Here is a 25,260-nt window from a genome sequence, read left to right as displayed (position 1 = left end):
CCATCGGGCACCGCCTCTCCCGACATCTCTCGTGGCAGGCATCCCAACGGCGCCGCCCGGCTCGGTGGTAGGATGATATGCATATTAGCAATTGACGCATACCTGCCACTGTCAATCCCCGACACGGCGTCGATTGTGCCTAATCTGCATACATCAAAAATCGAATGCTAAAATCTGCTCAGATACAAATCTTGACAGCATCGCAACCACGTAAGTAATGTTTCCACAGGGTTAAAATAGGAAAACAAAGCTGATCGGCCCGTCTGGCAACCGACGGTCCTGATCTACGTAGGCAAGCGTTCTTGTGCTGCGATCGAAGAATCGCGCCTTGCTGCAAGTCTGGGGGAATATTTATGGTCGATCTGACCGGCTACAAGCTGACCTTCGACGACGAATTCAACACGCGCAGCATTTCGCAGACAGGGGCCGGCACAACCTGGGCAGATATCCGCGCTCAGGATCGCGGCGACGCGAACGCCGATGTCGGCTTCGGCCACTCGTCCTTCGTGGACAAAGGCTCGGGTTACGACCCGTTCCAGGTCCAGAATGGCGCACTCTCGATCACGGCGGTACCGGACAGGACCTCGTCGGGCGTTCCCGGTAGCTGGGAATCCGGCCTGCTGACCACCCAGGGCAATTTCTCGCAGACTTACGGGTATTTCGAGGTCCGGGCCGACTTCTCCGAGCAGGTCGGCGCCTGGGATGCATTCTGGTTGCTACCAAACCAGCAGAAGCCGGATCCAAACAATGCCGGCCAGCACCAGGAACTCGACGTCGTCGAGCGGTACGGCGATGGGCCAAAGACCGTCTACAGCACGATCCACACCACGGACCAGACGCCGAACATTCCCTGGCAGCAGAACCGCCAGGTCACCAGCGTGATGCCGAACGAGAACGGCTATCACACCTACGGCTTGGACTGGCAGGCCGACCGGCTCCGCTTCTACGTCGACGGTCAGCTCACCGGCTCGCAGGCCACCCCCTCGGACCTGCACAGCCCGATGTACATGCTGGTCAATCTGGCCACGCAGGGCGGCGGCAGCAACAACGCCGACCTCGCCGGCGTGTCGATCACATCGAAGATCGATTACGTCCGCGCCTATTCGAAAGATCCTGCGGCCGTCGCCGTCAGGCTGGATACTGTCTCCAGCCCGGCGGGAGCGGATCCAGGACTATACGGTGCTACGGCCGCGGCGGTGTCGACGAATACCCCAGCCGCGACCACCGCAAGTGCTGTGAAAGGTTCGGTCAGCGCGACCAACCCGACGACCACGGCTGGCTCGGCCACGCCAACTGCAGCTGCCACAAGCGCCGCTCCTTCCAGCAGCGCGAGCGCTGGAGTGACTGCGACACCTGCCAGTGCCACGCAGAGCGCGGGCAGCCAGACCGCCCCCGCGACAACGACCGGCACGACGGCGGCTAAACCCGCGACCGGGTCGGCAACTGCCACCGTCCCGGGGACAACGAATTCGGCTGTCGGTACACAAGCTTCGACAACGGGCTCCGGGGGGACGACGACCGCGACGCCGAGCTCCACCGTCGCGAAGGCTTCAGTCAGCACCGCTCCCAGCGCTACCGACGCGCGGAACGCGGCAAGTGGCGGCACAACGGGAGGTTCGCGACTGGCGGATGCGGGCACCACATCTCCGGCTGCAGCTTCGACAACGGGCGCTGCCGGTACGACCAGCCTGGCTGCGCGCGGCACCGCTTCTCCGGTTCCGGTCAATGCTGCTTCGAACGGAGCCGGTTCGACGCCCTCCGCCACAGCGTCATCCACGAATTCCACGGGCACCACCACGCCTCCGCCCGCGAGCGTTCCTGCCTCGCTTGCTCCAGCCAATACGTCGGTGGGTTCGACCAGCCCGGTGAACAGCGGTTCGACGGGGAGCACACCTTCGGCCATGGCTGGGGCGCTGCCCTCGGCGGTAAATCCGCCAGCGGCGTCTGGGCGAACGACAATCACGACTTCGAGCTCGGCCACTTCGTCCAGCGTTCCCGCAAGCGCGACCAGCACATCAAATACGGTCGTTTCCAACGCGGCGACGCATTCATCCGCCAATTTTGCGAGCGCCACCCCCTCGACCACGTCCGCCGTCAGCACGGACAACACGTTGACCGCGGGGGCGAGCACGAGCGGCGCAGCGAGTACGACCCCGAGCTCTGCAGGTATGGCGGCCTCGACCGGCGGCGATTCCACATCCGCCGGCGGTAGCGCCCCCGGCTCGCCGACGCCCGTTAACGCAGCCCCCATTGCGACGAGCTCGGCGCCTTCTGGCTCGAGCGGCATAACAACCCGTGCAAGCAGTGTCGCGAGCACGTCGACTGTGGCCACCCATCCACCCGGCACGCCCGCGGTCCCGGTGCAGACGGCGGCCACCGTCTCGACCGGTCCGGCGACGGGCTCGACCAACAGCCCCCAGGCGGCGCTCGCCAGCGCTGCGGGTGCAACCCGTTCACCCGTCGCTAACCAGAGCTTCCAAGCGTCGAATGGCAGCTCAACGATCGCAGCGTCTGCCACCAACAGTCCAATCAGCGCGCCGAACGCGCCTCACCCCACAGCTGCGCCCACTGCGAGTACGCACGGCTCCGCCGGCGCCCCGACGCTCAGCAAAGCCTCCAAGTATCAGACGTTCTCCATCCCCGAGAGCCAGCGAAAAGCTGCGATTGCCGTGATGGAGAAGTTCAACCATGTCGAAGTGAGGCAAACCGCGTCAACCAGCTGGTTCACCAAGTTTTCCAATATCTTAATGCATCTATGGTAGGCATCAGCTGCGTTCGATCGGGGCTGCGGAAAGCTGCTCGATCGGATGGCTTTCAAGCCTGGGATGGCCATCGCGCTTTCGCGAGGCCAAGACACTCACACAGAGCACGAACGCCGTAGATCTGCTTCGCTGAAGCTCAAAAATGACGTCGAAGGCCGATTGTGCAGGATTGATGAGGCGCCAGACTAGCGACGGATCTACTTGGCTCAGATCTCGGAAGTCTAGCAATTGGCCAGGAATTTGGCTGGGGCGCCAGGATTCGAACCTGGGAATGGCGGTACCAAAAACCGCTGCCTTACCACTTGGCGACGCCCCACCATGTGCCGGGGCTGTCTAGACGCGCAGCCCAGGCCTGGCAAGCGGTCGATGGGGTTCGAAGGGCACCGTTTGAGCCGACGGCGCGCGGATGTGGACGGCCTGCGCCGGGTTCCGCGCGCCGGGGCTTGTCAGCGGCGTTCGAGGGTGCCGTCGATCCGGCGTGGCAGGTTGTGGGGATTGGCCTCCTGAAGGGCCTCGGGGAGCAGGGTGTCGGGGAAGTCCTGGTAGCTCACCGGCCGCAGGAAGCGGTCGATCGCGAGGCTGCCCACCGAGGTCGTTCGTCCGTCGGAGGTCGCCGGATACGGCCCGCCATGGACCATGGCGTGCGCCACCTCGACCCCGGTGCCGAAGCCGTCGACCAGGATGCGCCCGACCCGGCGCTCCAGCAGCGGCAGCAGGTCCCGCACGGCCGCATGGTCCTCAGGGGCGATGTGCAGGGAGGCGGTGAGCTGGCCTTCGAGATGCTCCACGACCTTCCGCATCGCCGCGAGGTCGGGGCAGCGCACCACCAGGGCCGCGGCGCCGAACATCTCCTCCTGCAGTTCCGGCTCCGACACGAAGGCGTCCGCATCGGTGGCGAACAGGGCCGCCCGGCCCTGGTTCGCGGAACCTTCGGGCCCTTCGGCGAGGCGCGTGACGGCGGCGTGGCCGGCGAGCCGCGCGACGCTGTCGCAATAGGCGCGGTGGATCCCGGGGGTCAGCATGGTCGCGGCCGGGCTCTCGCGCAGGGCGGCCGTGGCCGAGGCCAGGAACGCGTCGAGGCCGGGGCCGGGCATTGCCAGGATCAGGCCGGGATTGGTGCAGAACTGTCCGGCGCCGAGCGTGAGGGAGGCCGCGAAGGCCCGGCCGATCGCCTCGCCCCGGGCCGCCAGGGCGCCCGGGAACAGCAGGACCGGGTTGATGCTGCTCATCTCGGCATAGACCGGGATCGGGCGGGGACGCTTGGCCGCGATCTCCATCAGGGCGGTGCCGCCCCGGCGCGATCCGGTGAAGCCCACCGCGGCGATGCGGGGATCGGCCACCAGCCCCTGCCCGATCGACTGGCCGGCATCGAACAGCAGCGAGAACACGCCCTCGGGCAGGCCGCTCGCGGCGACCGCCTTCTGGATCGCCCGGCCGACCAGCTCCGAGGTGCCGGGATGGGCCGGATGCGCCTTGACGATCACCGGGCAGCCGGCGGCCAGCGCCGAGGCGGTGTCGCCGCCGGCCACCGAGAAGGCGAGCGGGAAGTTGCTGGCGCCGAACACCGCCACCGGGCCGAGGGCGACATTGCGCAGGCGCAGGTCCGGCCGGGGCAGCGGCTTGCGGTCCGGCAGGGCCGGGTCGATGCGGATCTCGAAGGCGCTGCCCTCGCGCACGACGCCGGCGAACAGGCGCAGCTGGCCGACGGTGCGGCCGCGCTCGCCCTCGATCCGCGGCCGGGGCAGCCCGGTCTCCTGCATGCAGCGGGTGACGAGATCATCGCCGATGTCGAGGATGTTGGCCGCGATCGCCTCAAGGAAAGCCGCCCGGGCCTCCGGCGCGGTCTCGCGGTACGTGTCGAAGGCGGAATCCGCCAGGGCGCAGGCTAGGTCCAGATCGTCGAGGCTCGCGCCCGGGAACTCGGGTTCCAGGGTGTTGCCGGTGACCGCCTCCACGGCCTGGAACGCGGCCTGCGTGCCTCGCCGGGCCTGAGCGCCGATCAGGTTTTCGCCACGCACGGTCATAATCGACTCCTGTTCGAAACGGGTGCGGATGCTCCGCACCGGGTCGGTGATACGGGGCCTCTCAGCCCTCGCGTGCCGCCAGGGCCTTCGCGCGGATCGCCGCGAGGGTCATGGTGGGGGTGAGCGCCTCCGGATCGACGAGGCAGTGGATCATCGCCGGGATACCGGCGGCGAGGCTGCGCTCGAAGGCGGGGGCGAAGTCCGCGGTGCGCTCGACGCGCTCGCCGTGGCCGCCGCAGGAGCGGGCCAGGGCTGCGAAGTCGGGATTGCGCAGCTCGGTCGCCGAGACGCGCCCGGGATATTCGCGCTCCTGGTGCATCCGGATCGTGCCGTACATGCCGTTGTCCAGGACCACGACCACGATGGCGATGCCGTACTGCACGGCCGTGGCGAATTCCTGCACGGTCATCATCACGTCGCCGTCGCCCGCGAGCGCCACGACGATCCGCTCCGGCAGGCTGCGCTTGGCCATCACGGCCGCCGGCAGTCCGTAGCCCATCGAGCCCGAGGTCGGGGCGAGCTGCGTGCCGAAGGCCCGGAACCGGTAGTAGCGGTGGATCCAGGTGGCGAAGTTGCCGGCGCCGTTGCAGATCACCGTCTCCGGCGGCAGCCGTTCCCGCAGCCAGGTGATCGCCTGACCGTACTGGAACGCGCCGGGCTTCGGCTCCGGGGTCTCCGACCAAGCCTGGTAGGAGGCATGGGCCTCGGCGGCGCGTCCGGTCCGGGACGCATCGTAGGCGGGCAGCGCCGCGCAGAACGCTTCCGGAGTCGCCTGGATCGCAAGAGCCGGCTGATAGACCCGGCCGAGCTCCGCCGGGTCGGGATGGACATGGACCAGCGGCAGGCCGGGATCGGGGATGCCCAGCAGGCCGTAGGATTGGGCCGGCATCTCGGAGAGGCGGCCGCCGACCATGAGCAGCAGGTCGGACACCTTGATCCGCGCCAGGAGCGCCGGGTTCGGCCCGATCCCGAGCTCGCCGGCGAAATTAGGATGGTCGGCGGAGAACAGGTTGGCGCGCCGGAACGAGACCGCCACCGGCACGTCGTGGCGCTCGGCCCAAGCGGCCAGGGTGGCGCGGGCGGATTTTGTCCAGCGCGCGCCCCCGACCAGGACTACAGGGCGCCGAGCCGCGGCCAGCATCGTGCGCAGCCGCTCCACATCCGCCGGCGACGGGGCAGGCTCGGCCGGAACGACAAGCGGGGCGTCGGCGACCGCCGCCACGTCGTCGAGCATGTCCTCTGGCAGGGCGATCACCACCGGCCCCGGCCGACCCTGGAGCGCAACCCTGAAGGCCCGGGCCAGGATCTCCGGGATGCGGGCCGCATCGTCGATTTCCACCGCCCACTTGGCCAGGCCGCCGAACATCTGCCGGTAATCGACCTCTTGGAACGCTTCCCGGTCGCGCATCGCCCGGGCGATCTGCCCGACGAACAGGATCATTGGCGTCGAATCCTGGCGGGCGATATGAACTCCGGCCGAGGCGTTGGTAGCCCCGGGGCCGCGGGTGACGAAACAGATGCCTGGGCGGCCGGTGAGCTTGCCGGCGGCCTCGGCCATGATCGCGGCGCCGCCCTCCTGCCGGCAGACGAGCACGTCGATGCCGCTGTCGCGCAGGGCATCGAGGACCGCGAGGTAGCTCTCGCCGGGCACGCAGGTGACCCGCTCGACGCCCTGGACGAGCAATTGATCGACGAGCACCTGCGCGCCGGTGCGTGGGGGCAATCCGCTCAAGCCGTTTCTCCCTGGCGATGCGCCGCCCGGAGGATGTCTCCAGGGGCAGCCGACCGTCCTGTCGCGGCCTTGAACCTGACCGCCGCCGTGTCCTGGGATGCGACTGATATCTCAGTCCCAGGATAGGGCCGCGGGTGGCCGGGTCAACCTGTCAGACCAAGGGCCGGCGGTCGAGGGCCCGACGGGTCATCTGGTCGAGGAGGTCGAACAGCGTGCCGATTCCGGCAAGGGCCTGATCGGACTCGCGGGCGGCGATGCCGGCCACGATCGTCGCGTGGATGCCGGCGCAGTCGAGGAAGCTGGCGGTGGGTTCGTAGGTGTACCAGAAGCGCCGGGACTGGGCGTGGAGCGGGCCCATGGTGCTGGTCAGGGTCGGGTTGTAGGCCGCCCCGACCATCGCCTCGTGCAGGGCGCGCTTGTGGCGGAAATAGACCTCGCGGTCCCGCGCGGCAGCGGCCACGAGCAAACCTTCGGTCTGCGCCTGCAGAGTCGCTAGATCCTGATCCGAGGCGCGGGCGATCACGCAGTGGGCCACCGTCTCGTCGAGCGGGCGCCGGACTTCGAGCAATTCGAGATGCTTGATGATGTCGACCGGGGTGACGAGCACGCCGCGGCGCGGATGGACTTCGACGAAGCCGATCGTCTTGAGCCGGGCCAGCGCCTCGCGGACCGGGGTGCGCCCGAGCGCCAATTCCTCGCCGAGTTCGCCCTCAGACACCATCGCGCCCGGTGCAAGGTGGCGGCTGATGATCATCTGCTCGATCGCGTCGTAGGCAGTCTCGGCGAGGGATCGCGGCCGCCTCGCGTCGGCCATGGCTCCGCTCGCCTTGGAGCCTACCGTCGGAATCCGCGCTTCGGCCAACCCGCCCTCGCCTGTCTTGAAGCTCTTGCCTGCTGCAGTTGACAATGGATGCAGGCAGCGTCCTACTCAAGCCCTGAGATATCAGGTGTCGCCCAGGGCGCATCCGCGCCGGCCGGATCCTCGACGATCCGGAATCGACGGCGACCGCCTTCAGGGGGGAGGAGATGCGGATGCCCGGGCTGTCCCAGGAAACCCGCGACAAGCTCAAGACGGTCAGCACGGCGACGCTGATGACCGCCCTGTTCAAGCGCGGCCTGCGCAATCAGATGATCCAGGATGTCCGCCCGCTGAAGACCGGCGGCGGCACGATGGTCGGCGAGGCGTTCACCCTGCGCTACATCCCGGCCCGCGAGGACCTGAACCCGATCACGGTGTTCCGCGACCGGGCGCATCCGCAGCGCGAGGCGGTGGAGGAGTGCCCGCCCGGCGCCGTGTTCGTGATCGACAGCCGCAAGGATGCCCGGGCGGCCTCGGCCGGCTCGATCCTGGCGACCCGCCTGATGGTGCGGGGCTGCGCCGGGCTCGTTACCGATGGCGGCTTCCGCGACGCCGACGAGATCGCCCGGCTCGACATGCCGAGCTACCACGTGCGCCCCTCGGCGCCGACCAACCTCACGCACCACCAGGCGATCGACATCAACGTGCCGATCGGCTGCGGCGACGCCCCGGTCTTCCCCGGCGACGTGATCGTCGGCGACGGCGACGGCGTGGCCGTGATCCCGGCCCATCTCGCCGACGCGATCGCCGACGAGGCCGTCGAGATGACCGCCTACGAGGATTTCGTCACCGAGGAGGTGCGCAAGGGCCGCTCGATCCTCGGCCTCTATCCAGCCACCGACGAGCAGAGTCTCGCCGACTTCGCCGCGTGGCGGAAGCAAAACGGGCGCTGACGGCGCTCGATACAGATCGGCGAATCGCCGGCGCAAAACATTCAGGGGTGGGGGAGCGCTATGTCGGGGGGCATATCGACGGTCTCAGCATTGCCCGAGATCGAGCGGCGCACGGTCGCCAAGGTTTCGTGGCGGCTGCTGCCGCTCATCGTGTTGATCTACTTCATCGCCTACATGGATCGCACCAATGTCGGCTTCGCCTCGTTCGGGCTGAACCGGGAATTCGGATTCTCGGCGACCGTCTACGGCTGGGGCGCGGGGATCTTCTTCCTCGGCTACGTCATCTTCGAGATTCCCAGCAACCTCCTCCTGGAGCGCAACGGGGCGCGGCTCTGGATCGCCCGGATCATGGTCACCTGGGGCCTCGTCGCGGGCGCGATGGCTTTCATCACCGGTCCGGTGAGCTTCCTGACGATGCGCTTCCTGCTGGGAGTGGCCGAGGCCGGGTTCTTCCCGGGGATGATCCTGTACTTCACCTACTGGTTCCCCCGGCGCTACCGGGCCCGGGTGGTGGCGGCCCTGTTCCTGGCGGTGCCGGGCTCGAACGCCCTCACGGCGGTGATCTCGGGGGCGCTGCTCCAGCTCGACGGGGTGCTGGGCCTGCATGGCTGGCAATGGCTGTTCCTGCTGGAAGCGGTGCCCTCGATCCTGCTGGCCTTCGTCGTGCTTGCGCTGATGACCGACCGGCCCGCCAAGGCGGACTGGCTGACGTCCGAGGAGCGGGCCTGGCTGGAGGATACCCTGGAAGCCGAGCGCCGGAGCACGGTCCGGACGCACGGGCATTTTACCCTCAAGCAGGCGCTGACCGATGGCCGGGTTCTGTCGCTCGCGGCGATCTATTTCTGCATCGGCACGGCGACCTACGGCATCACCTTCTTCCTGCCGCCGATCCTGAAAAGCCTCAAGCTCAGTGACTGGGAGACCGGCCTCGCCACGGCGGTCCCCTACGTCATCGGCACGGTGGGCATGATCGCCTGGAGCTGGTCGTCGGACCGGCGCAACGAGCGGCGCTGGCACTTCGTGGTCGCCGGCGTGATCGCCACGCTTGGCCTCGTCGCCGCGGGACCGATGCTGGGCAGCCTCTGGGCGCTCACGGCGATGTCGGTGGCGGCGGTCGGCCTCTACGGCACCAAGCCCGCCTTCTGGGCGATGCCAGGGGAGTTCCTGTCGGGGCCGGCCGCGGCCGGGGGCATCGCCCTGATCAACGCCATCGGCAATCTCGGCGGCTTCGTCGGGCCTTACGTCCTGGGTTGGCTGAAGGACGCCACCGGCACCTATGAGGCCGGCCTGTATTTCCTCGCCGCCTGTGCGCTCGCCTCCGCGACGATCACCGTCCTGGCGGTCCCGCCGGGCGCGAAGGGGAGCCGGAACGGCACGGCTGGCCGACCGGCCGCCGCGACCGAGCGCGTGAGACCGGAGACCGTCTGATGACCGCACACAGGAAGACCCTCGGCGACCTGCGCAGCCAGCGCTGGTTCGGCGCCACCGACCTGCGCAGCTTCGGCCACCGCTCGCGCATGCTCCAGATGGGCTACGAGGGCGCCGACTTCACCGGCAAGCCGATCGTCGGCATCATCAACACCTGGAGCGACATCAACCCCTGTCACCTCCACTTCCGCGAGCGGGTCGAGCAAGTGAAGCGCGGCGTGTGGCAGGCGGGCGGCTTCCCGATCGAGCTGCCGGCGCTCTCGTTGTCAGAAAACTTCGTCAAGCCGACCACGATGCTCTACCGCAACCTCCTCGCCATGGAGGTGGAGGAATTGCTGCGCCAGCACCCGGTGGACGGGGCGGTGCTGATGGGCGGTTGCGACAAGACCACGCCCGGCACGGTGATGGGCGGCATCTCCATGAACCTGCCGATGATCTTCCTGCCGGCCGGGCCGATGATGCGCGGGCATTCCGGCGGCAAGATCCTCGGCTCGGGCTCCGACGTCTGGAAATACTGGGCCGAGAAGGAAGCCGGCACCATCACCACGCAGCAGTGGAACGACATGGAGGCGGGCATCGCCCGCACCTTCGGCACCTGCATGACCATGGGCACCGCCTCGACCATGACGTCGATCGCCGAGGCGCTCGGCCTATCGCTGCCCGGCGCAGCCTCGATCCCGGCGGCCGATGCCGACCATCCCCGGATGGCCAGCGCCTGCGGTCGGCGCATCGTCGAGATGATCTGGGAAGACCTGAAGCCGTCCGACATCCTCGACCGGCGCTCGGTGGAGAACGCCCTCGTGGTCCACAACGCGCTGGCCGGCTCCACCAACGCGATGATCCACTTGGTGGCGATGGCGGGCCGGGCCGGGATCCCGATCAAGCTGTCCGAGTTCGACGACTTCGCCCAGACGGTGCCGGTGATCGCCAACCTGCGGCCCTCGGGCCAGTGGCTGATGGAGGATTTCCATATCGCCGGCGGCATCCGGGCGCTGATGGTGCGGCTGTCCCCCCTCCTCCACCTCGACGCCCGCTCGGTCACCGGCGGCACGATCGGCGACGGGCTCGCCGGCATGAGCGTCTACAACGACGACGTGATCCGCCCGCTGGACAAGCCGATCGTCGAGAGCGGTGGCACCGCGATCCTGTACGGCAACCTCGCGCCGCATGGCTGCGTGATCAAGCCGCCGGCCGCGGACCCGCGCTTCCTCAAGCATACCGGTCCGGCCCTGGTGTTCGACGATTACGATGCCATGAGCGCGGCGGTGAACGACCTCGACCTCGACGTCACCCCGGACCACGTCATGGTCCTGCGCAATGCCGGCCCGATCGGCGGTCCCGGCATGCCCGAATGGGGCATGCTGCCGATCCCGAAGGTGCTGCTCCGGCAGGGCGTGCGCGACATGCTGCGCATCTCGGACGCGCGCATGAGCGGCACCAGCTACGGCGCCTGCATCCTGCACGTCTCGCCGGAATCGGCGGCCGGCGGCCCGCTGGCGGCCGTGCGCAACGGCGACCTGATCACCGTCGACGTATCCGAGCGGCGCATCCACCTGCACCTAGACGAGGCCGAGATCACCGCGCGGGTGGCGGCGTTCGTGCCGCCGGACCGGGCCTATCCGCGCGGCTATAACCGCCTGTTCGCCCAGCACGTGAGGCAGGCGCACGAGGGCTGCGACTTCGACTTCCTGGAGGGCGCGGGCGGCATCCCCGAACCCGAGATCCACTGATCTGCGCGTCCTGCCCGAAAGCCGTCTCAGCCCGGCGCAAGCCAGCGCGACGAAACAACGATCCGCGTGTCGTAGCGACATTCGGCGACCGAACGGACAGGGAGGAGACATGGCGATGATCGCACGCAGGGGGCTGCTCGCGGGCGCGGCCCTGCTCGGGGCGGTCCGGGCGGCCGGAGCGGGATGGGAGCCCTCGCAGCGCGTGCCCGATCCGGCGGTCGAGGTGCTCGACCCGGCCTTCGCCAAGTACCGCTTGGTCTCCGCCACCGTGGAGCGCGTCGCCACCGGTCTCCGTTGGGCCGAGGGGCCGGTCTGGTTCGGCGACATGGGAGCGCTGCTGTTCAGTAACGTGGTCAACGACCGGATCATGCGCTGGGATGAGGCGTCCGGTGCGCTCACGGTGTTCCGCAAACCCTCTTCCTACGCCAACGGCAACACCCGGGACCGGCAGGGGCGTCTCGTCACCTGCCAGCACAAGACCCGGAGCGTCACCCGGACCGAGCATGACGGCTCGATCACCACGCTGCTCGATCGGTTCGACGGCAAGCCGCTCAACGCGCCCAACGACGTGGTCTGCCATTCCGACGGCGCGATCTGGTTCACCGATCCGACCTTCGGCCCCAACCCCCATGAGTCGATGGCGTCTCCGGAGCTTCCGGGCAACGTCTACCGGATCGACCCGGCCACTGGGCAGGCGAGCCTCGCGGTGGCGGGCCTCGCGGGACCGAACGGGCTGGCCTTCTCCCCGGACGAGTCGAAGCTCTACGTCATCGAGGCCTGCGCCAAGCCGAACCGCCTGATCCGCGTCTACGACATGGTCGAGAACGGCACCAAGACCGCCAACGGCCGGGTCTTTTTTGACGCCGGCACCGGCACGCCGGACGGGTTCCGGGTCGATGTCGACGGCAACCTCTGGTGCGGCTGGGGCATGAGCGAGACCGAGGACGGCGTGCTCGTTCTGTCGCCGCAGGCCAAGCCGATCGGCCGGATCCGCCTGCCCGAGCGCTGCGCCAACCTGTGCTTCGGCGGCCTCAACCGCAACCTGCTGCTGATGACCGCTTCGCACGCGGTCTACGCGCTCTACGTCAACACCCGCGGCGCCGGGACCTGCTGATCCGGCTCATCTAAGTCGCGTCGACGGAGCTGAGATGCTCCATCATTCCGGGTTCTTGCCTGCAGCGAGCTTCGGAACGACAGGGCGGGTGTTCAAGCACGGCAGGCATCGCGGACGATCGATGCCTGCCGAGCCCCCTACTCCGCGGCTTCGGCCAGATACCGCGTCGGGTCGTAGTTCAGGATCGGCCCGAGCCAGCGCTCAACCTCACGGATATCCATGCCCTTGCGCAAGGCATAGTCCTCGACCTGATCGCGCTCGACCTTGGCGACGCCGAAATAGTGCGCCTGCGGGTGCGCCAGGTAGAGGCCCGAGACCGAGGAGCCTGGCCACATGGCATAGGACTCAGTGAGCTTCACCCCGATCCGCCGCTCGGCCTTCAGAAGATCGAACAGCTGCGTCTTCTCGGTGTGGTCGGGCTGGGACGGGTAGCCCGGGGCCGGGCGGATGCCGTCATAGGGCTCGCTCGTCAGTTCGGCGGGCGTGTAGGTCTCGTCCGCCGCGTAACCCCAGAATTCCCGCCGGACGCGCTCGTGCATGCGTTCGGCGAAGGCCTCAGCGATCCGGTCGGCCAGCGCCTTCACCAGGATCGCCCGGTAATCGTCGTTGGCCCGCTCGAACCGCTCGGCGATCCGCACCTCCTCCAGGCCGGCCGTGACCACGAAGCCGCCGACGTAATCGGCGATGCCGGTCTCCTTGGGCGCCACGAAGTCCGACAGGCAGGTGTTGGGCCGTCCGTCGCGCTTGGACAATTGCTGGCGCAGGCCGTGGAAGGTCGCAAGCCGGTCGCTGCGGCTCTCGCCTTTGTAGAGCACGATGTCGTCGCCGACGCTGTTGGCCGGCCAGAAGCCGATCACGCCCTTCGGGTTGAACCAGCGCTCCGCCACGATCTGCTTGAGCATCTCCTGCGCGTCCTCGTAGAGGGCGCGGGCGGCCGGACCCTGGTCCGGGTCGTCCAGGATCGCCGGGAAGCGGCCCTTGAACTCGTAGGTCTGCAGGAACGGCGTCCAGTCGATGTACGGCACGAGGTCGGCGACCTCGTAGGAGCCGAACACCCTCGCATCCGTGAAGGCCGGCTTCTTCGGCGCGTAGCCCGACCAGTCGACCTTGAACGCGTTGGCCCGGGCCTTGGCCAGGGGCAGGCGCTGCTTGTCGAGTTCCGACCGGGCGTGGGCGGCCGAGACCTTGGCGTACTCGGCGCGCACTTTCTCGATCGTCGTGTCGCGGGTCTCCTTGGACAGCAGGCTCGACACCACGCCGACAGCGCGGCTCGCATCGGTAACGTAGACGGCTTGGCCCTTCGCGTAGGCCGGGTGAATCTTCACCGCGGTGTGGACGCGGCTGGTGGTGGCCCCGCCGATCAGCAGCGGCACGGAAAAACCCTCGCGCTCCATCTCGCCCGCGACATGGACCATCTCATCGAGCGAAGGCGTGATCAGGCCGGACAGGCCGACGATGTCGACGTTCTCCTTGCGCGCCACGTCGAGGATTTTGGCAGCCGGCACCATCACGCCGAGATCGATGATCTCGTAGTTGTTGCAGGCGAGCACGACGCCGACGATGTTCTTGCCGATATCGTGGACGTCGCCCTTCACGGTGGCCATCAGCACCTTGCCGGCGGCCTGGCGCTTGCCGTCGCCGCCGTTGGCGCGCTTCTCCTCCTCCATGAACGGCTCGAGATAGGCCACCGCTCGCTTCATCACCCGGGCGGACTTCACCACCTGCGGCAGGAACATCTTGCCGGCGCCGAACAGGTCACCGACCACGTTCATGCCGGACATCAGCGGGCCCTCGATGACGTGGAGCGGGCGCTCGACGCCGGCCCTCGCCTCCTCGGTGTCGGCGATGATGTACTCGGTGATGCCGTTGACCAGGGCGTGCTCGATGCGCTTGGCCACCGGGGCCTCGCGCCAGGTCAGGTCGGCGGTCTTGGCTTGGGCCGAGGCCCCGGTCTTGAAGCGCTCGGCCGATTCCAGCAGGCGCTCGGTGGAATCGTCGCGGCGGTTGAGGACCACGTCCTCGCACAGCGCGCGCAGCTCCGCCGGGATCTCGTCGTAGACGGCGAGCTGGCCGGCATTGACGATGCCCATATCCATCCCGGCCTGGATGCAGTGGTACAGGAACACCGCGTGCATCGCCTCGCGCACCGGCTCGTTGCCCCGGAACGCGAAGCTCAGGTTCGAGACGCCGCCCGAGATGTGGGCGTGCGGCAGGGTCTCGCGGATCGTCCGGGTCGCCTCGATGAAGGCGACGCCGTAGCCGTTATGCTCCTCGATGCCGGTGGCCACCGCGAAGATGTTCGGGTCGAAGATGATGTCTTCCGGCGGGTAGCCGACCTGCTCGGTCAGGATCCGGTAGGCCTTGGTGCAGATCTCGACCTTGCGCTCGTAGCTGTCCGCCTGGCCCTGCTCGTCGAAGGCCATCACCACCACGGCCGCGCCGTAGGAGCGGCAGACGCGGGCCGCCTCGATGAACTTCTCCTCGCCCTCCTTCATGGAGATCGAATTCACGATCGCCTTGCCCTGGATGCATTTCAGGCCGGCCTCGATCACTTCGAATTTCGAGGAATCGACCATCACCGGCACCCGGGCGATGTCGGGCTCCGCGGCAACGAGATTGAGGAACTCGACCATCGCCTTCTGCGAGTCGAGCAGGCCCTCGTCCATGTTGATGTCGATCACCTGGGCGCCGGCGGCGACCTGGTCGCGGGCCACGTCGAGCGCAGCAGCGTAGTCGCCGTTGGTGATGAGCTTCCTGAACTTGGCCGAGCCGGTGACGTTGGTGCGCTCACCGACGTTCACGAACGGGATTTCCTTGGTCAGCACGAAGGGCTCCAGCCCCGAGAGCCGCATCAGGCGCGGGATCTCCGGGATCTGCCGGGGCGTCTTGCCGGCGACCGATTCGCTGATCGCCCGGATATGGTCCGGGGTGGTGCCGCAGCAGCCGCCGACCATGTTGACCAAGCCGGATTCGGCGAATTCGCCGACGAGCTTGCCCATGGCCTCCGGACTTTCGTCGTAGAGACCGAACTCGTTGGGCAAGCCAGCATTCGGATAGGCGCAGACCAGGGTGTCGCAGATCCGCGACAGCTCGGCGATGTGGCCGCGCATCTCGCGGGCGCCGAGCGCGCAGTTGAGGCCGAAGGTCAGCGGGTCCGCGTGGCGCAGCGCGTTCCAGAACGCCGCCGGGGTCTGGCCCGAGAGGGTCCGGCCCGACAGGTCGGTGATCGTGCCGGAGATCTGGATCGGCAGGCGGATCCCGGTCTCCTCGAACACCGCCCAGCAGGCGGCCACCGCCGCCTTGGCGTTGAGCGTGTCGAAGATCGTCTCGATCAGGATCAGCTCGGCCCCGCCAGCGATCAGGCCGCGGACCTGCTCCATGTACGCGGTCTTGACCTGATCGAAGGTCACGGCTCGGTAGCCGGGATTGTTCACGTCCGGCGAGATCGACAGCGTGCGGTTCGTCGGGCCGATGGCGCCGGCCACGAAACGGCGGCGGCCATCTTGGCGTTCGGCAAGCTGTGCCGCCTCGTGGGCGAGGCGCGCACCCTCCCGGTTCAGGTCGGGAATGATCGATTCGAGACCGTAATCGGCCTGCGCGATCGTGGTGCCGGAGAAGGTGTTGGTCTCGCAGACGTCGGCGCCGGCGAGGAAGTAATCGAGGTGGATCTGCCGGATCGCGTCCGGCTGCGTCAGGATCAGGAGGTCGTTGTTGCCCTTCTGATCGTTCGGGTGATCCTTGAAGCGGTCGCCGCGGAAATCCGCCTCGGTCAGCGCGAGCCGCTGGATCACGGTGCCCATCGCCCCATCGAGGACGAGGATCTTTTCCGACGCGCGCTGACGCAGCGCGGATGCGATCTCGGTGCCGTCGACGGGGGGGAAGTCAGTCATGATCGGTCCCAACAGACCACCTCAAGCCGAGGTGCCGGAGCGAAGCGGAGGCCTCGAAGGAGGCGTTCAGATTTTTTATCGGTCCCTGGAGCCTTCCTGCGAGGCCGTTGCGCGGCACCCAGGATGAGGCGGAGGGTGGGATTTTTGGTTTCGGACCGGCCCAGGAAATCGCCCGGGTCAGCCCGCTTTTTCCAAGACGGCGAGCCGCTTTTCGATGGCGTCGAGGCGTTCTTCGACCTCGGCGGCCGCGTAGCGGCCAAGGACTGATTTGCCGTTGATTGCCTCGCGCATATTCGCCAGTCGCCCCTCGATCTGATCCAGGCGCTGCTTAACGACAGTGAACTCGCGCGCAGTTATCTGCCCGAGTTCTCGAATGTCGGTCCGCATCTCCCGAAGAAGCGGAAGAATCATATCCTGCGGTCCGGCCATCGTCCTGCCCCCTGCTGCGCCGTGTGGGCGCAGATGAATTTAGGCCGCCGCCTTTTCTGCCGCCAGCTTCGGCGCCTGCGCGCGCAGGCCCAGCAGGTGGCAGATCGCGTAGACGAGGTCCGAGCGGTTCATCGAGTAGAAGTGGAAGTCCTGGACGCCCTCGTCCACCAGGTCGAGCACCTGCTCCGCCGCCACGGCGGCGGCGACGAGGCGGCGGGTCTCCACGTCGTTGTCGAGACCTTCGAACCGGGCGGCCAGCCAGTACGGCACCGAGGCGCCGGTGCGGCGGGCGAAGTTGGCCGACTGCTTGAAGTTCTGCACCGTCAGGATGCCCGGGATGATCGGGATCGTGATCCCGGCGGCCCGGACCTTCTCGAGGTAACGCAGGTAGACCTCGTTCTCGAAGAAGAACTGGGTGATCGCCTGGTCGGCACCCGCATCGACCTTGGCCTTCAGGGCGTCGATGTCGGCGTCGAGCGAGGCGGCCTCCGGGTGCTTCTCGGGATAGGCCGAGACCGACACCTTGAAATCGCCGATGCGCTTGATCCCCTCGACCAGCTCGGCGGTCGTGGCGTAACCCTCGGGATGCGGCTTGTAGGCGTGGCCGACGCCGTCGGCCGGATCGCCCCGCAGGGCCACGATGTGGCGCACGCCGACATCCCAGTAGGCCTGCACCACCGCATCGATCTCCTCGCGGCTGGCATCAACGCAAGTGAGGTGCGCGGCCGGCTTGAGGGTGGTCTCGCGGATCATCCGGGCGACCGTGTTGTGGGTGCGCTCCCGGGTCGAGCCACCGGCGCCGTAGGTCACAGAGACGAATTTCGGCTGGAGCGGTGCCAGCCGCTCGATGGAGGACCACAGGACCTTCTCCATCTCGTCGGTCTTGGGCGGGAAGAATTCGATCGAGACGCGGATCGGGTGGTAGCCGTCGCGGCTGGCGCGGTGGGTGGAGCGATGCATCGGGTCTCGTCCTCTATGTCGATCGGTTCAGACGAATTGGGTGAAGAGAGTTGTGTGGATGTCGTCCGGCCCGGAGGTCAGGCGACTGCGCGCTGAAGCGGTTCCGCGTCGCGGGCGAGGCCCGCCTGCTGAAGGCTCGCCTCCTGTGCCAGCCAGAGCGTGACAGTGAGCTGGCCAGCCTCCCGGGGCACCAGATCGCGGGTCGCGACCGTCGTGAGCCCGGCCTCGGCCAGCCAGTGGGACACTTGGTCGGAGGAGAAACCGAGCCGGCGGTGGGCTTGGCTCGTTCGCAGGAATTCGAGGTCGTGCGGGGCGAAATCAACCACCAAGAGCCGGCCTCCGGGCGCCACGAGGCGCACGGCGCCCCGCAAGGCGCGGGCCGGATCATCGAGATAGTGGAGCACCTGATGCACCACCACCACGTCGAAGCTCGCCCGGGCGAAGGGCGGGGCATGGATGTCGCCCTGGCGCAAGTCCACCCGCGACAAACCCTGACGCTCCAGATTGGCCCGAGCGACGGACAGCATCGCGTGGCTCGAATCGAGCCCGGTCGCACGGGCGGCCCGGGGGGCGAGCAGGCCAAGCATCTTGCCCGTGCCGGTGCCGAGGTCGATCAGGCTGCCGAGGGGGCGCTCGCCCAGAGCGTCGAGCACCGCCGCCTCGACGGTGGCTTCGGGGACGTGCAGGGAGCGGAGCTCATCCCATTTCGGCGCCAGCCGGGCGAAAAACGTCTGGGCCGCGTCGGCCCTTTGGGTGCGTACTGCATCCAGCCGGGCCCGATCCTCCGAAAGCGGCGGCGCGGCCCGGTCGAGCCCGCACAGGAGCGGGTCGGCGAGGCCCGCGCGAGCCTCGGACAGCCGGAAGAACGCCCAGGCGCCTTCGCGGTGGCGCTCGACCAGCCCGGCCTCGACTAGAAGCTTGAGGTGCCGCGAGATGCGCGGCTGCGACTGGCCGAGAATGTCGGTGAGGTCAGAGACCGACAGCTCCCCTTCGGTAAGAAGCGCCAGGATGCGCAGGCGCGTCTCCTCGGCCGCGGCGCGCAGAACACCCAGGGCTTCCGGAAAAGGGATCAATCCCGCGGCGCGACTCTCAGCGTTAGACATAAAGATATGTTTATGTCCGTTTCTCCAAGCGCGCAAGGGTGATGTTTCGGCTGCGGCGCGCTGACTCGCTCGCACGGTGCCGAGTCGGCGCAGATGCGTCGACGGCGAGCAGCGGGCGGCGCGCATGTCCTGCGCGTGCGCGCCGTCCGCTGGATCGGCCTGCCGCCAGAGGGCGGTGTGCAACGGGTGCTCGGGAAAACCAGCGTTAGTGTGCTGGGCTACGAGCATGAGTGCGGCGAACCGGTTCTGTGCAATTGGGCCGGCTGATCCCTGCCCTACCGCAACCAGTATCCATCCGGCGCGAGCGGCACCGGCATCGGCTCACCGAGCGCGTGGTGGACGATGCGGTCGACGGCGCGGACCATCGCATCGAGGGGCAGGTCATTCGGTTCGGTGCCGAACGGCTCCTCCAACTCGTCCCCGAGGGCATCGAGGCCGAAGAAGGTGTAGCCGACCAGCGCCACCACCACGGGGGTCGCCCAGCCGAGCGAGCCCGTGAGCCCCACCGGCAGAAGCAGGCAGTAGAGCCAGGCGGTTCGGTAAACGAGCAGGGTGTAGGCGAAGGGCAGCGGCGTATTGGCGATCCGCTCGCAGGCCGTGTGCACGCCGGACAGCGCTTCGATCCGCGCCTCCAGGAGGCCGAACTGGATGTCGGTGAGGCGGCCGGCCTGCATCAGCCCGGCGAGATCGCGGGTCAGCGCGGCCAGGACCGAATCGGTGGGATTCGGGCCGCCGAGATCCGCCCCGGGGGCCTTGCCGTCCACCGCCAGGGCCTCGTCGAGGCCGCGCAGGCGCGCATGCAGGCCATGCGCGAAGGCGGACAGGCGGCGCAGCTGCGGCGCTGCCTCGGCAGGCGGCAGCAGCGCCGGCAGGAGGCGGGCGAGGTTGCGTACCTCGCCGATCAGGCTACCCCAGGCCTTCCGGGCTTCCCACCAGCGCTCGTAGCAGGCGTTGTTGCGGAAGCTCAGGAAGATCGACAGGGCGAGGCCGACCAGGGTGAACGGCGCGACCCCGGCCGTCACCGGAAAGAAGGCGGGCCAGCGCGCCTCCGCCCAGACAACCAGGCAGGCGACCGCGACGATGCCGACGAGCTTCCAGGCCACGCGCGGCAGAATCGAGCCCTGCATGGTGAACAGCAGGGTGAACAGGTTGGGCCGGGTGCGGACGATCATCGGGGCTTCGCGGCGAGGGCGGGGCTCTCCTGCCCTGCCCCTCGCGCGCCGACAAGGGGCCTGCCGGACACGCGCTCGTGTGAGCTTCCGCCGGGCCGGCCTGCGACGACCGGCGCCCCCCCCTATGACAGCGTGAGCAGCGGTCCGGAGAGGCTCGAAGCCGAAAGCGTGCCCGCTAGACCGACGCTTCCCGGACGAGATCGGGCGACCCGTTCGTCTCCAGGCGCTTCAACGCGGTCAGCATGCGCACCGAGAGCGGGGACCAGCAGGCGGGGCGCTTCTGGACGAAGGCGCTGCGGGCGCGGTGGTAGGGCGCGTCCGGCTGGTAGAAGTTGCGATACATCTGCGTCATCTCCTGCCCGCGATAGGCATCGAGCGGTCGACGCTCCTCGTCCTCGGCGCGCTGCAGGCGCTTGCGGTCGGTGAGCGCGGCATGCCGCTCCGCCTGCGCGGCGGCGAAGGCCTGGACGGCCCGGACGAACTGCTCGGTGTCGCCGGAGATCGCCTCGTCGACGAGGCCGATCTCCGCGGCCCGCCGGCCGCTGATCGGCAGGCACGCCTCGGTCAGCTGGACGGCACGCTCCCAGCCGACCCGACGGGGCAGCAGGTACGTCCAGTATTCCGAACCGTAGAGCCAGCCCATGTTGCGGTAGTGCGGGTTGAGCACCACGCTTTGCCGCGCCAGCACGAAATCCGCGGCCAGCGGCAGGATCGCGCCACCTGCGCCGGCATTGCGGCCGAGCGCCGCGATGACGATCGTGTCGGTGGCGGTGATAGTCTCGCGGATCAGATCGTCCATCGCGACGATGTTGGCCCAGGATTCCGCGGCCGGGTCGGCGCTGGCCTCGATCTCATTGAGGTGGATGCCGTTCGAGAACAGGTCGTCGCCGCCCGCCAGCACGATGACCTTGGCGGAACTCTCCGCCGCTTGGCGGAACGCCGCCTGAAGCCGGCGACACTGCACCGTGCTCATCGCGCCGTTGTGGAAGTCGAAGTGCAGATGGACGATGTCGCCGATGCGATCGAGCCTCACCTCCTCGACCGGGTTGGGATGGGCGAGCCTGGTGGCGGCGACGAGCACGTCGCCCGGGATCAGATCGCCCAGCGTATCCACGGCGCTGCGCTTGATCCCGCCGCCGCCCTCCAGCTTCGGCTTCAGCCGGCCAATCCAGACCGCGCCGTCGACCGTCGCCCGGCAGATCGCGCCGCTTTCGGACCGGGCGATCACCGCGCCCGGCGCGCCGCGCAGCTCCGGCTCTGCGCAGGCGGCGTGGAGATAGACCGGAAGGCCGTAGATCTCGTCGAGTACGCCGGGCACGCCGTCGGCCGCGTGGATCCGAGCCAGCACCTCCGCCGTCTCGCACCGGCCCCAGTCGATCCGGCGATCCGCCTGCTTCATCGACGGCCGCAGGCAGCCCAGGGCGGTCGGGGTGGCGTAGTCCAGGGGGCGGGGTCGAAAGCCCGGCGTCTGGACATTGGCGAGCGCCTCCCACAGGCAGGAGACGGCGGCGTCGATCGCCTCGCGCCGATAGACGCTGCTCTTGGGTGCCTGGCGCAGGGGGAAATTGCGCGTCGCCCAGATCGGGCCGGCATCCATCTCGGCCTCCGCCTGCAGCAGGGTCACGCCCCACTGGTCCCATCTCTCTTGGATCGCCCAGTCGAGGGCGGAGGCGCCGCGGTCGCCCTCGACGCCCGGATGTACGATCAGGGTCAGATGCTCGCGCCAGATCCGCTCCGGGATCGCCCGGGTCAGGAACGGGGCGATCGTCAGGTCCGGCCGGAACGCGGCGAACGCCTCCTCAAGGCGCTGCTCGTCACCACCGTAGATCTCGACCGCGACCTCGTATCCGGCATCAGACAGCTCGACAAAAAACCGCTGCGTCATGCTGTTGAAGGCAGATGAAACCAAGAGAACGCGCATCACGGGTGTCCAAGGCGTCGATCATCGAGTCGAGACACGTCTCGGATTTTCCTCCTGACGACGTCTAATTTCAGACTGCCGCGCTAAAATATCTGCATCTCTGTGCATTCGAGCAGAATGCTGTTCCGGATTGCGATAATTAAACCGCAGAAATGGAACGAATCACTAAGCTTTGCCAATGTTATGATGTCAAAAAACTTGAAGCAAGATGCAAGTCGGCTGCCGACCGAGGTCGCATGACTTGGGCGATCTGCTGATCGGGTAGCAGATGGCGGGTCGTCCAGGATCGTGTTGGGGAGGCCGCGTGCATGGGCACGGCGCGATCGCTCGCATCTCGCGTCGGGGGCCGGCCGCGCCGTCACGCCCCGGGGCGGGCGCTCACTCCGCGTCCCAGAGCCAGGCCGCGCCGCGCACGCCCGAGGCATCGCCGTGCAGGCTCGCCCGCACCGGCGTGTCGAAGGCGTCGGAAAAGACATGGGGGGCGATCGCCCCGGGCAGGCCGGCGATCAGTTCCGGGATCCGGGACAGGCCGCCGCCGATGACGATGACGTCCGGATCGAGCAGGTTGACCACCTGGGCGGCGGCGCGGCCGAGGCGGTCGAGATGCGTCGCGAGCGTGTCGCGTGCCTGCGCGTCGCCGGTGCGTGCGGCGGCGACGATCGCCTCGGCGGTGAGGCTGCCGCCATGGCGTCGGGCGTGGTCGGCGGCCAGGCCCGTGCCGGACAGCCAGGTCTCGATACAGCCCCGGCGGCCGCAATAGCAATCCGGCCCGGGCTGCTCGTCACCCCGGGGCGCGGCCAGGGGGCCGTGGCCCCATTCGCCCGCGATGCCGTTGCGGCCGGTGAGCACGCGGCCGTCGATGGCGATGCCGGATCCGACCCCGGTACCCAGGATCACCGCCCAGACCACCCGGGCGCCGGCGCCGGCGCCGTCGACCGCCTCCGAGACCGCCAGGCAATTGGCGTCGTTCTCGATCCGCACCGGCCGGTCGAGCCGCCGCGCGAGATCAACTCCGAAGGGATGACCGTTGAGCCAGTGGGAATTGGCGTTGCGCACGCGGCCGGTCGCTGGCGACAGGCTGCCCGGCATGCCGATGCCTACGCTGCAGGGGGCGCCGGCGTCGGATTCAAGCCGCTCCACCAGGGCGGCCAGGGCCTCGAGCGTGGCCCGGTAATCGCCGCGCGGTGCCGGCATCCGGGCCTCGGCCAGGGTCGCACCCCGGGTATCCAGCACGATCCCGGCGATCTTGGTGCCGCCGAGATCGATGCCGAGGCGCGCCTGCCCGGTGGGCGCTGGCATCACTCTGCCGCGGCGACCTTGGTGACCTTGCTGTCGGTCCCCATCGGCTGCGGCGCGTGGTCGGAGATGTCGGTGCCGATCGAGACCGGATGGGCCATGACCTCGTTGAGCTTGGCCATGTCGAGCTCGCCCTCCCAGCGGCTGACCACCACGCAGGCGACGCCGTTGCCCACGAGGTTGGTGAGCGCCCGGCACTCGGACATGAACTTGTCGATACCGAGCACCAACGTCATGGCGGCGACCGGGACCGGGCTGTTCGGGATCGCCGAGAGCGTGGCCGCGAGGGTGATGAAGCCGGCGCCCGTGACGCCCGAGGCGCCCTTCGAGGTCAGCATCGCCACCAGGATGATCGTCGCGTATTGCGCGAAGGTCAGGTCCGCCCCCACCGCCTGCGCCAGGAACAGCGTGGCGAGCGTCATGTAGATGTTGGTGCCGTCGAGGTTGAACGAGTAGCCGGTCGGGACCACGAGGCCGACCACCGAATCCGAGGCGCCGAGCCGGCGCATCTTGGTCATCAGCTGCGGCAGAACCGTCTCGGAGGACGACGTGCCGACGACGATCAGCAACTCGTCCTTGATGTAGGCGAGGAAGCGGAAGATCGAGAAGCCCGCGACCTTGGCGATGCTGCCCAGAACCACGATCACGAACAGGATCGCGGTGACGTAGAAGGTGCCGACCAGCCAGGCGAGGTCGTAGACCTTCTGGATGCCGTACTCGCCGATCGTGAACGCCATGGCGCCGAAGGCACCGACGGGAGCGAGCTTCACCACGATGCCGATGATCTTGAAGAAGATCTGCCCGGCGGTGTCGATCGCGCTGTTCACCGCGGCGGCGCGCTCGCCGAGGCTGGTAACGACGACGCCGGTGAGGATCGAGATCAGCAGCACCTGAAGCAGGTCGCCGGTGGCGAAGGGATCGAAGAAGCTTTTCGGAATGATCGCCAGGATGTGGGCGACGGTGGAATCGGCGGCCGCCTTGTTGGCGTAGCTCGCGACCTTGCTGGCATCGAGCTTCGTCGGGTCGGCGTTGAAGCCGGCGCCGGGCCGGATCACCTCGCCGACCAGCACGCCGATCAGCAGCGCCAGCGTGGAGACCACCTCGAAATAGACCAGCGCCTTCACGCCGACGCGCCCGACCTTCTTGAGGTCGCCGACCGAGGCGATTCCGTGCACGATGGTGCAGAAGATGATCGGCGCGATCATCATCTTGATCAGGCCGATGAAGGCGTCGCCGAGCCACTTCATCGCCTTGCCGGTGGCCGGGTCGTACCAGCCGAGCAGGACGCCGAGGACGATGGCGATCAGGACCTGGATATAGAGGACCTTGTACCAAGGCTCGCGGGGAGCGCCGGGCGCAGTCGTCGCGTGGGTTGCGTGTGCCATATCCATCCCGTGCACGGTTGCCGTGCATCCTCCCAATCTGCCGGCACGCTAACGACAATCGTCCCCCGCCTCAACGGCGGCTTGGTCTTCCTCCCTGAAGCAAGTGTGACAAAAACCTGTCGATCCCCGACTGAAAAATGGTTGCGCCGGATATTCGGCCCACGTCTATTCGATGCGGATCGACCGGGTAGAACCAAGTTTTCGCGTCGAATCTCCAAACACGCGTCATCGTCCCCACCCGCCGTAAGGCGCCGGGGGCATGGCCCAAGAAGACCCAGCACGAGGGACGCGGGACGCCGCGGGGACCCAGGTGTCGGCCAGATACGCGCGGGATCCGATCCTCGCGGCGACCCGCCGCACCGACCGGGCATCACCCCCGGCCGCTGCCGTCTTTCTCGTCGCGATGTCTTGTCAGCGCCCCGACCCTGCGACTCCAATGCCAGCGGTCACTGCCCATGCCGCCCAAGCCGCATCGCAGCCGCGACGCCCCCGGAACCCGCATCCACCGCCGTGGTCTCTCACCCGACCTCCGCCCCGTCGTGGGCGGGTCCGCATGTGGCTC

General features: G+C 68.2%; 16 protein-coding genes and 1 tRNA gene. 5 read left to right on the top strand and 12 right to left on the bottom strand.

Translation table 11 applies throughout. From position 1 onward, the window contains the following. The first annotated feature begins 353 nt into the window (after window positions 1-353). Window positions 354-2,762, top strand: a complete 2,409-nt coding sequence (locus tag MKK65_RS28080) for a family 16 glycosylhydrolase (protein ID WP_243961437.1) — start codon at window positions 354-356, stop codon at window positions 2,760-2,762. 241 nt (window positions 2,763-3,003) lie between these two features. Here the strand turns inward: MKK65_RS28080 and MKK65_RS28075 are convergent. The 4 genes from MKK65_RS28075 to MKK65_RS28060 form a co-directional block, all read right to left on the bottom strand. After that, window positions 3,004-3,078 (bottom strand) — tRNA-Gln (locus MKK65_RS28075). Between the two features lie 130 nt (window positions 3,079-3,208). Then, entirely contained in the window at window positions 3,209-4,786 is a 1,578-nt protein-coding gene (locus tag MKK65_RS28070; protein ID WP_243961436.1) for an aldehyde dehydrogenase (NADP(+)), read from the bottom strand. Window positions 4,787-4,847: 61 nt separating this feature from the next. Next, window positions 4,848-6,518 (bottom strand): thiamine pyrophosphate-binding protein, encoded by a 1,671-nt coding sequence (locus MKK65_RS28065; RefSeq protein WP_243961435.1) that lies wholly within the window; start codon window positions 6,516-6,518, stop codon window positions 4,848-4,850. 151 nt (window positions 6,519-6,669) lie between these two features. Further along, window positions 6,670-7,332: a GntR family transcriptional regulator gene (locus tag MKK65_RS28060; protein WP_243961434.1), complete on the bottom strand. Its 663-nt coding sequence runs from the start codon at window positions 7,330-7,332 to the stop codon at window positions 6,670-6,672. A gap of 218 nt (window positions 7,333-7,550) precedes the next feature. Here MKK65_RS28060 and MKK65_RS28055 point away from each other — a divergent pair, with 218 nt between their 5' ends. The 4 genes from MKK65_RS28055 to MKK65_RS28040 all read left to right on the top strand — a co-directional run bounded on the left by MKK65_RS28055 (window position 7,551) and on the right by MKK65_RS28040 (window position 12,542). Beyond that, complete coding sequence (locus MKK65_RS28055; protein WP_243961433.1) at window positions 7,551-8,270, top strand: ribonuclease activity regulator RraA; 720 nt, start codon at window positions 7,551-7,553, stop codon at window positions 8,268-8,270. A gap of 60 nt (window positions 8,271-8,330) precedes the next feature. Next, window positions 8,331-9,698 (top strand): MFS transporter, encoded by a 1,368-nt coding sequence (locus tag MKK65_RS28050; protein WP_058192252.1) that lies wholly within the window; start codon window positions 8,331-8,333, stop codon window positions 9,696-9,698. After that, the gene (araD, locus tag MKK65_RS28045; protein ID WP_243961432.1) at window positions 9,698-11,428 is read left to right on the top strand and encodes an L-arabinonate dehydratase; all 1,731 of its coding nucleotides are present in this window, start codon (window positions 9,698-9,700) and stop codon (window positions 11,426-11,428) included. The genes MKK65_RS28050 and araD overlap by 1 nt, the downstream gene beginning before the upstream one ends. Before the next feature lie 109 nt (window positions 11,429-11,537). Continuing rightward, window positions 11,538-12,542, top strand: coding sequence for an SMP-30/gluconolactonase/LRE family protein (locus MKK65_RS28040; RefSeq protein WP_243961431.1), 1,005 nt, complete (start codon window positions 11,538-11,540; stop codon window positions 12,540-12,542). 137 nt (window positions 12,543-12,679) lie between these two features. Here the strand turns inward: MKK65_RS28040 and metH are convergent, their stop codons facing one another. From metH to MKK65_RS27995, 8 genes are all read right to left on the bottom strand, one after another. Continuing rightward, window positions 12,680-16,432: a methionine synthase gene (gene metH, locus MKK65_RS28035; RefSeq protein WP_243961430.1), complete on the bottom strand. Its 3,753-nt coding sequence runs from the start codon at window positions 16,430-16,432 to the stop codon at window positions 12,680-12,682. A gap of 177 nt (window positions 16,433-16,609) precedes the next feature. Continuing rightward, the gene (locus MKK65_RS28030) at window positions 16,610-16,861 is read right to left on the bottom strand and encodes a hypothetical protein (RefSeq protein WP_243961428.1); all 252 of its coding nucleotides are present in this window, start codon (window positions 16,859-16,861) and stop codon (window positions 16,610-16,612) included. 39 nt (window positions 16,862-16,900) lie between these two features. Beyond that, on the bottom strand, window positions 16,901-17,821 hold the full coding sequence (gene metF / locus MKK65_RS28025) for a methylenetetrahydrofolate reductase [NAD(P)H] (RefSeq protein ID WP_243961426.1): 921 nt from the start codon (window positions 17,819-17,821) through the stop codon (window positions 16,901-16,903). A gap of 77 nt (window positions 17,822-17,898) precedes the next feature. After that, on the bottom strand, window positions 17,899-18,924 hold the full coding sequence (locus MKK65_RS28020) for an ArsR/SmtB family transcription factor (protein ID WP_243961424.1): 1,026 nt from the start codon (window positions 18,922-18,924) through the stop codon (window positions 17,899-17,901). A 275-nt stretch (window positions 18,925-19,199) separates the two neighbouring features. After that, window positions 19,200-20,096, bottom strand: coding sequence for a bestrophin family protein (locus MKK65_RS28010; protein WP_243961421.1), 897 nt, complete (start codon window positions 20,094-20,096; stop codon window positions 19,200-19,202). 175 nt (window positions 20,097-20,271) lie between these two features. Continuing rightward, window positions 20,272-22,017, bottom strand: a complete 1,746-nt coding sequence (locus MKK65_RS28005; protein ID WP_243961419.1) for an enoyl-CoA hydratase-related protein — start codon at window positions 22,015-22,017, stop codon at window positions 20,272-20,274. 378 nt (window positions 22,018-22,395) lie between these two features. Beyond that, the gene (locus MKK65_RS28000) at window positions 22,396-23,316 is read right to left on the bottom strand and encodes an ROK family protein (protein WP_243961417.1); all 921 of its coding nucleotides are present in this window, start codon (window positions 23,314-23,316) and stop codon (window positions 22,396-22,398) included. Next, complete coding sequence (locus tag MKK65_RS27995) at window positions 23,316-24,698, bottom strand: dicarboxylate/amino acid:cation symporter (protein WP_058195397.1); 1,383 nt, start codon at window positions 24,696-24,698, stop codon at window positions 23,316-23,318. The genes MKK65_RS28000 and MKK65_RS27995 overlap by 1 nt, the downstream gene beginning before the upstream one ends. Window positions 24,699-25,260 lie beyond the last annotated feature (562 nt).

Origin of the sequence: Methylobacterium sp. J-001, assembly GCF_022829565.1 — a bacterium.
In the GTDB taxonomy this organism is placed as follows: Bacteria; Pseudomonadota; Alphaproteobacteria; order Rhizobiales; family Beijerinckiaceae; genus Methylobacterium.
This window is presented reverse-complemented; position numbering and strand designations above follow the sequence as displayed.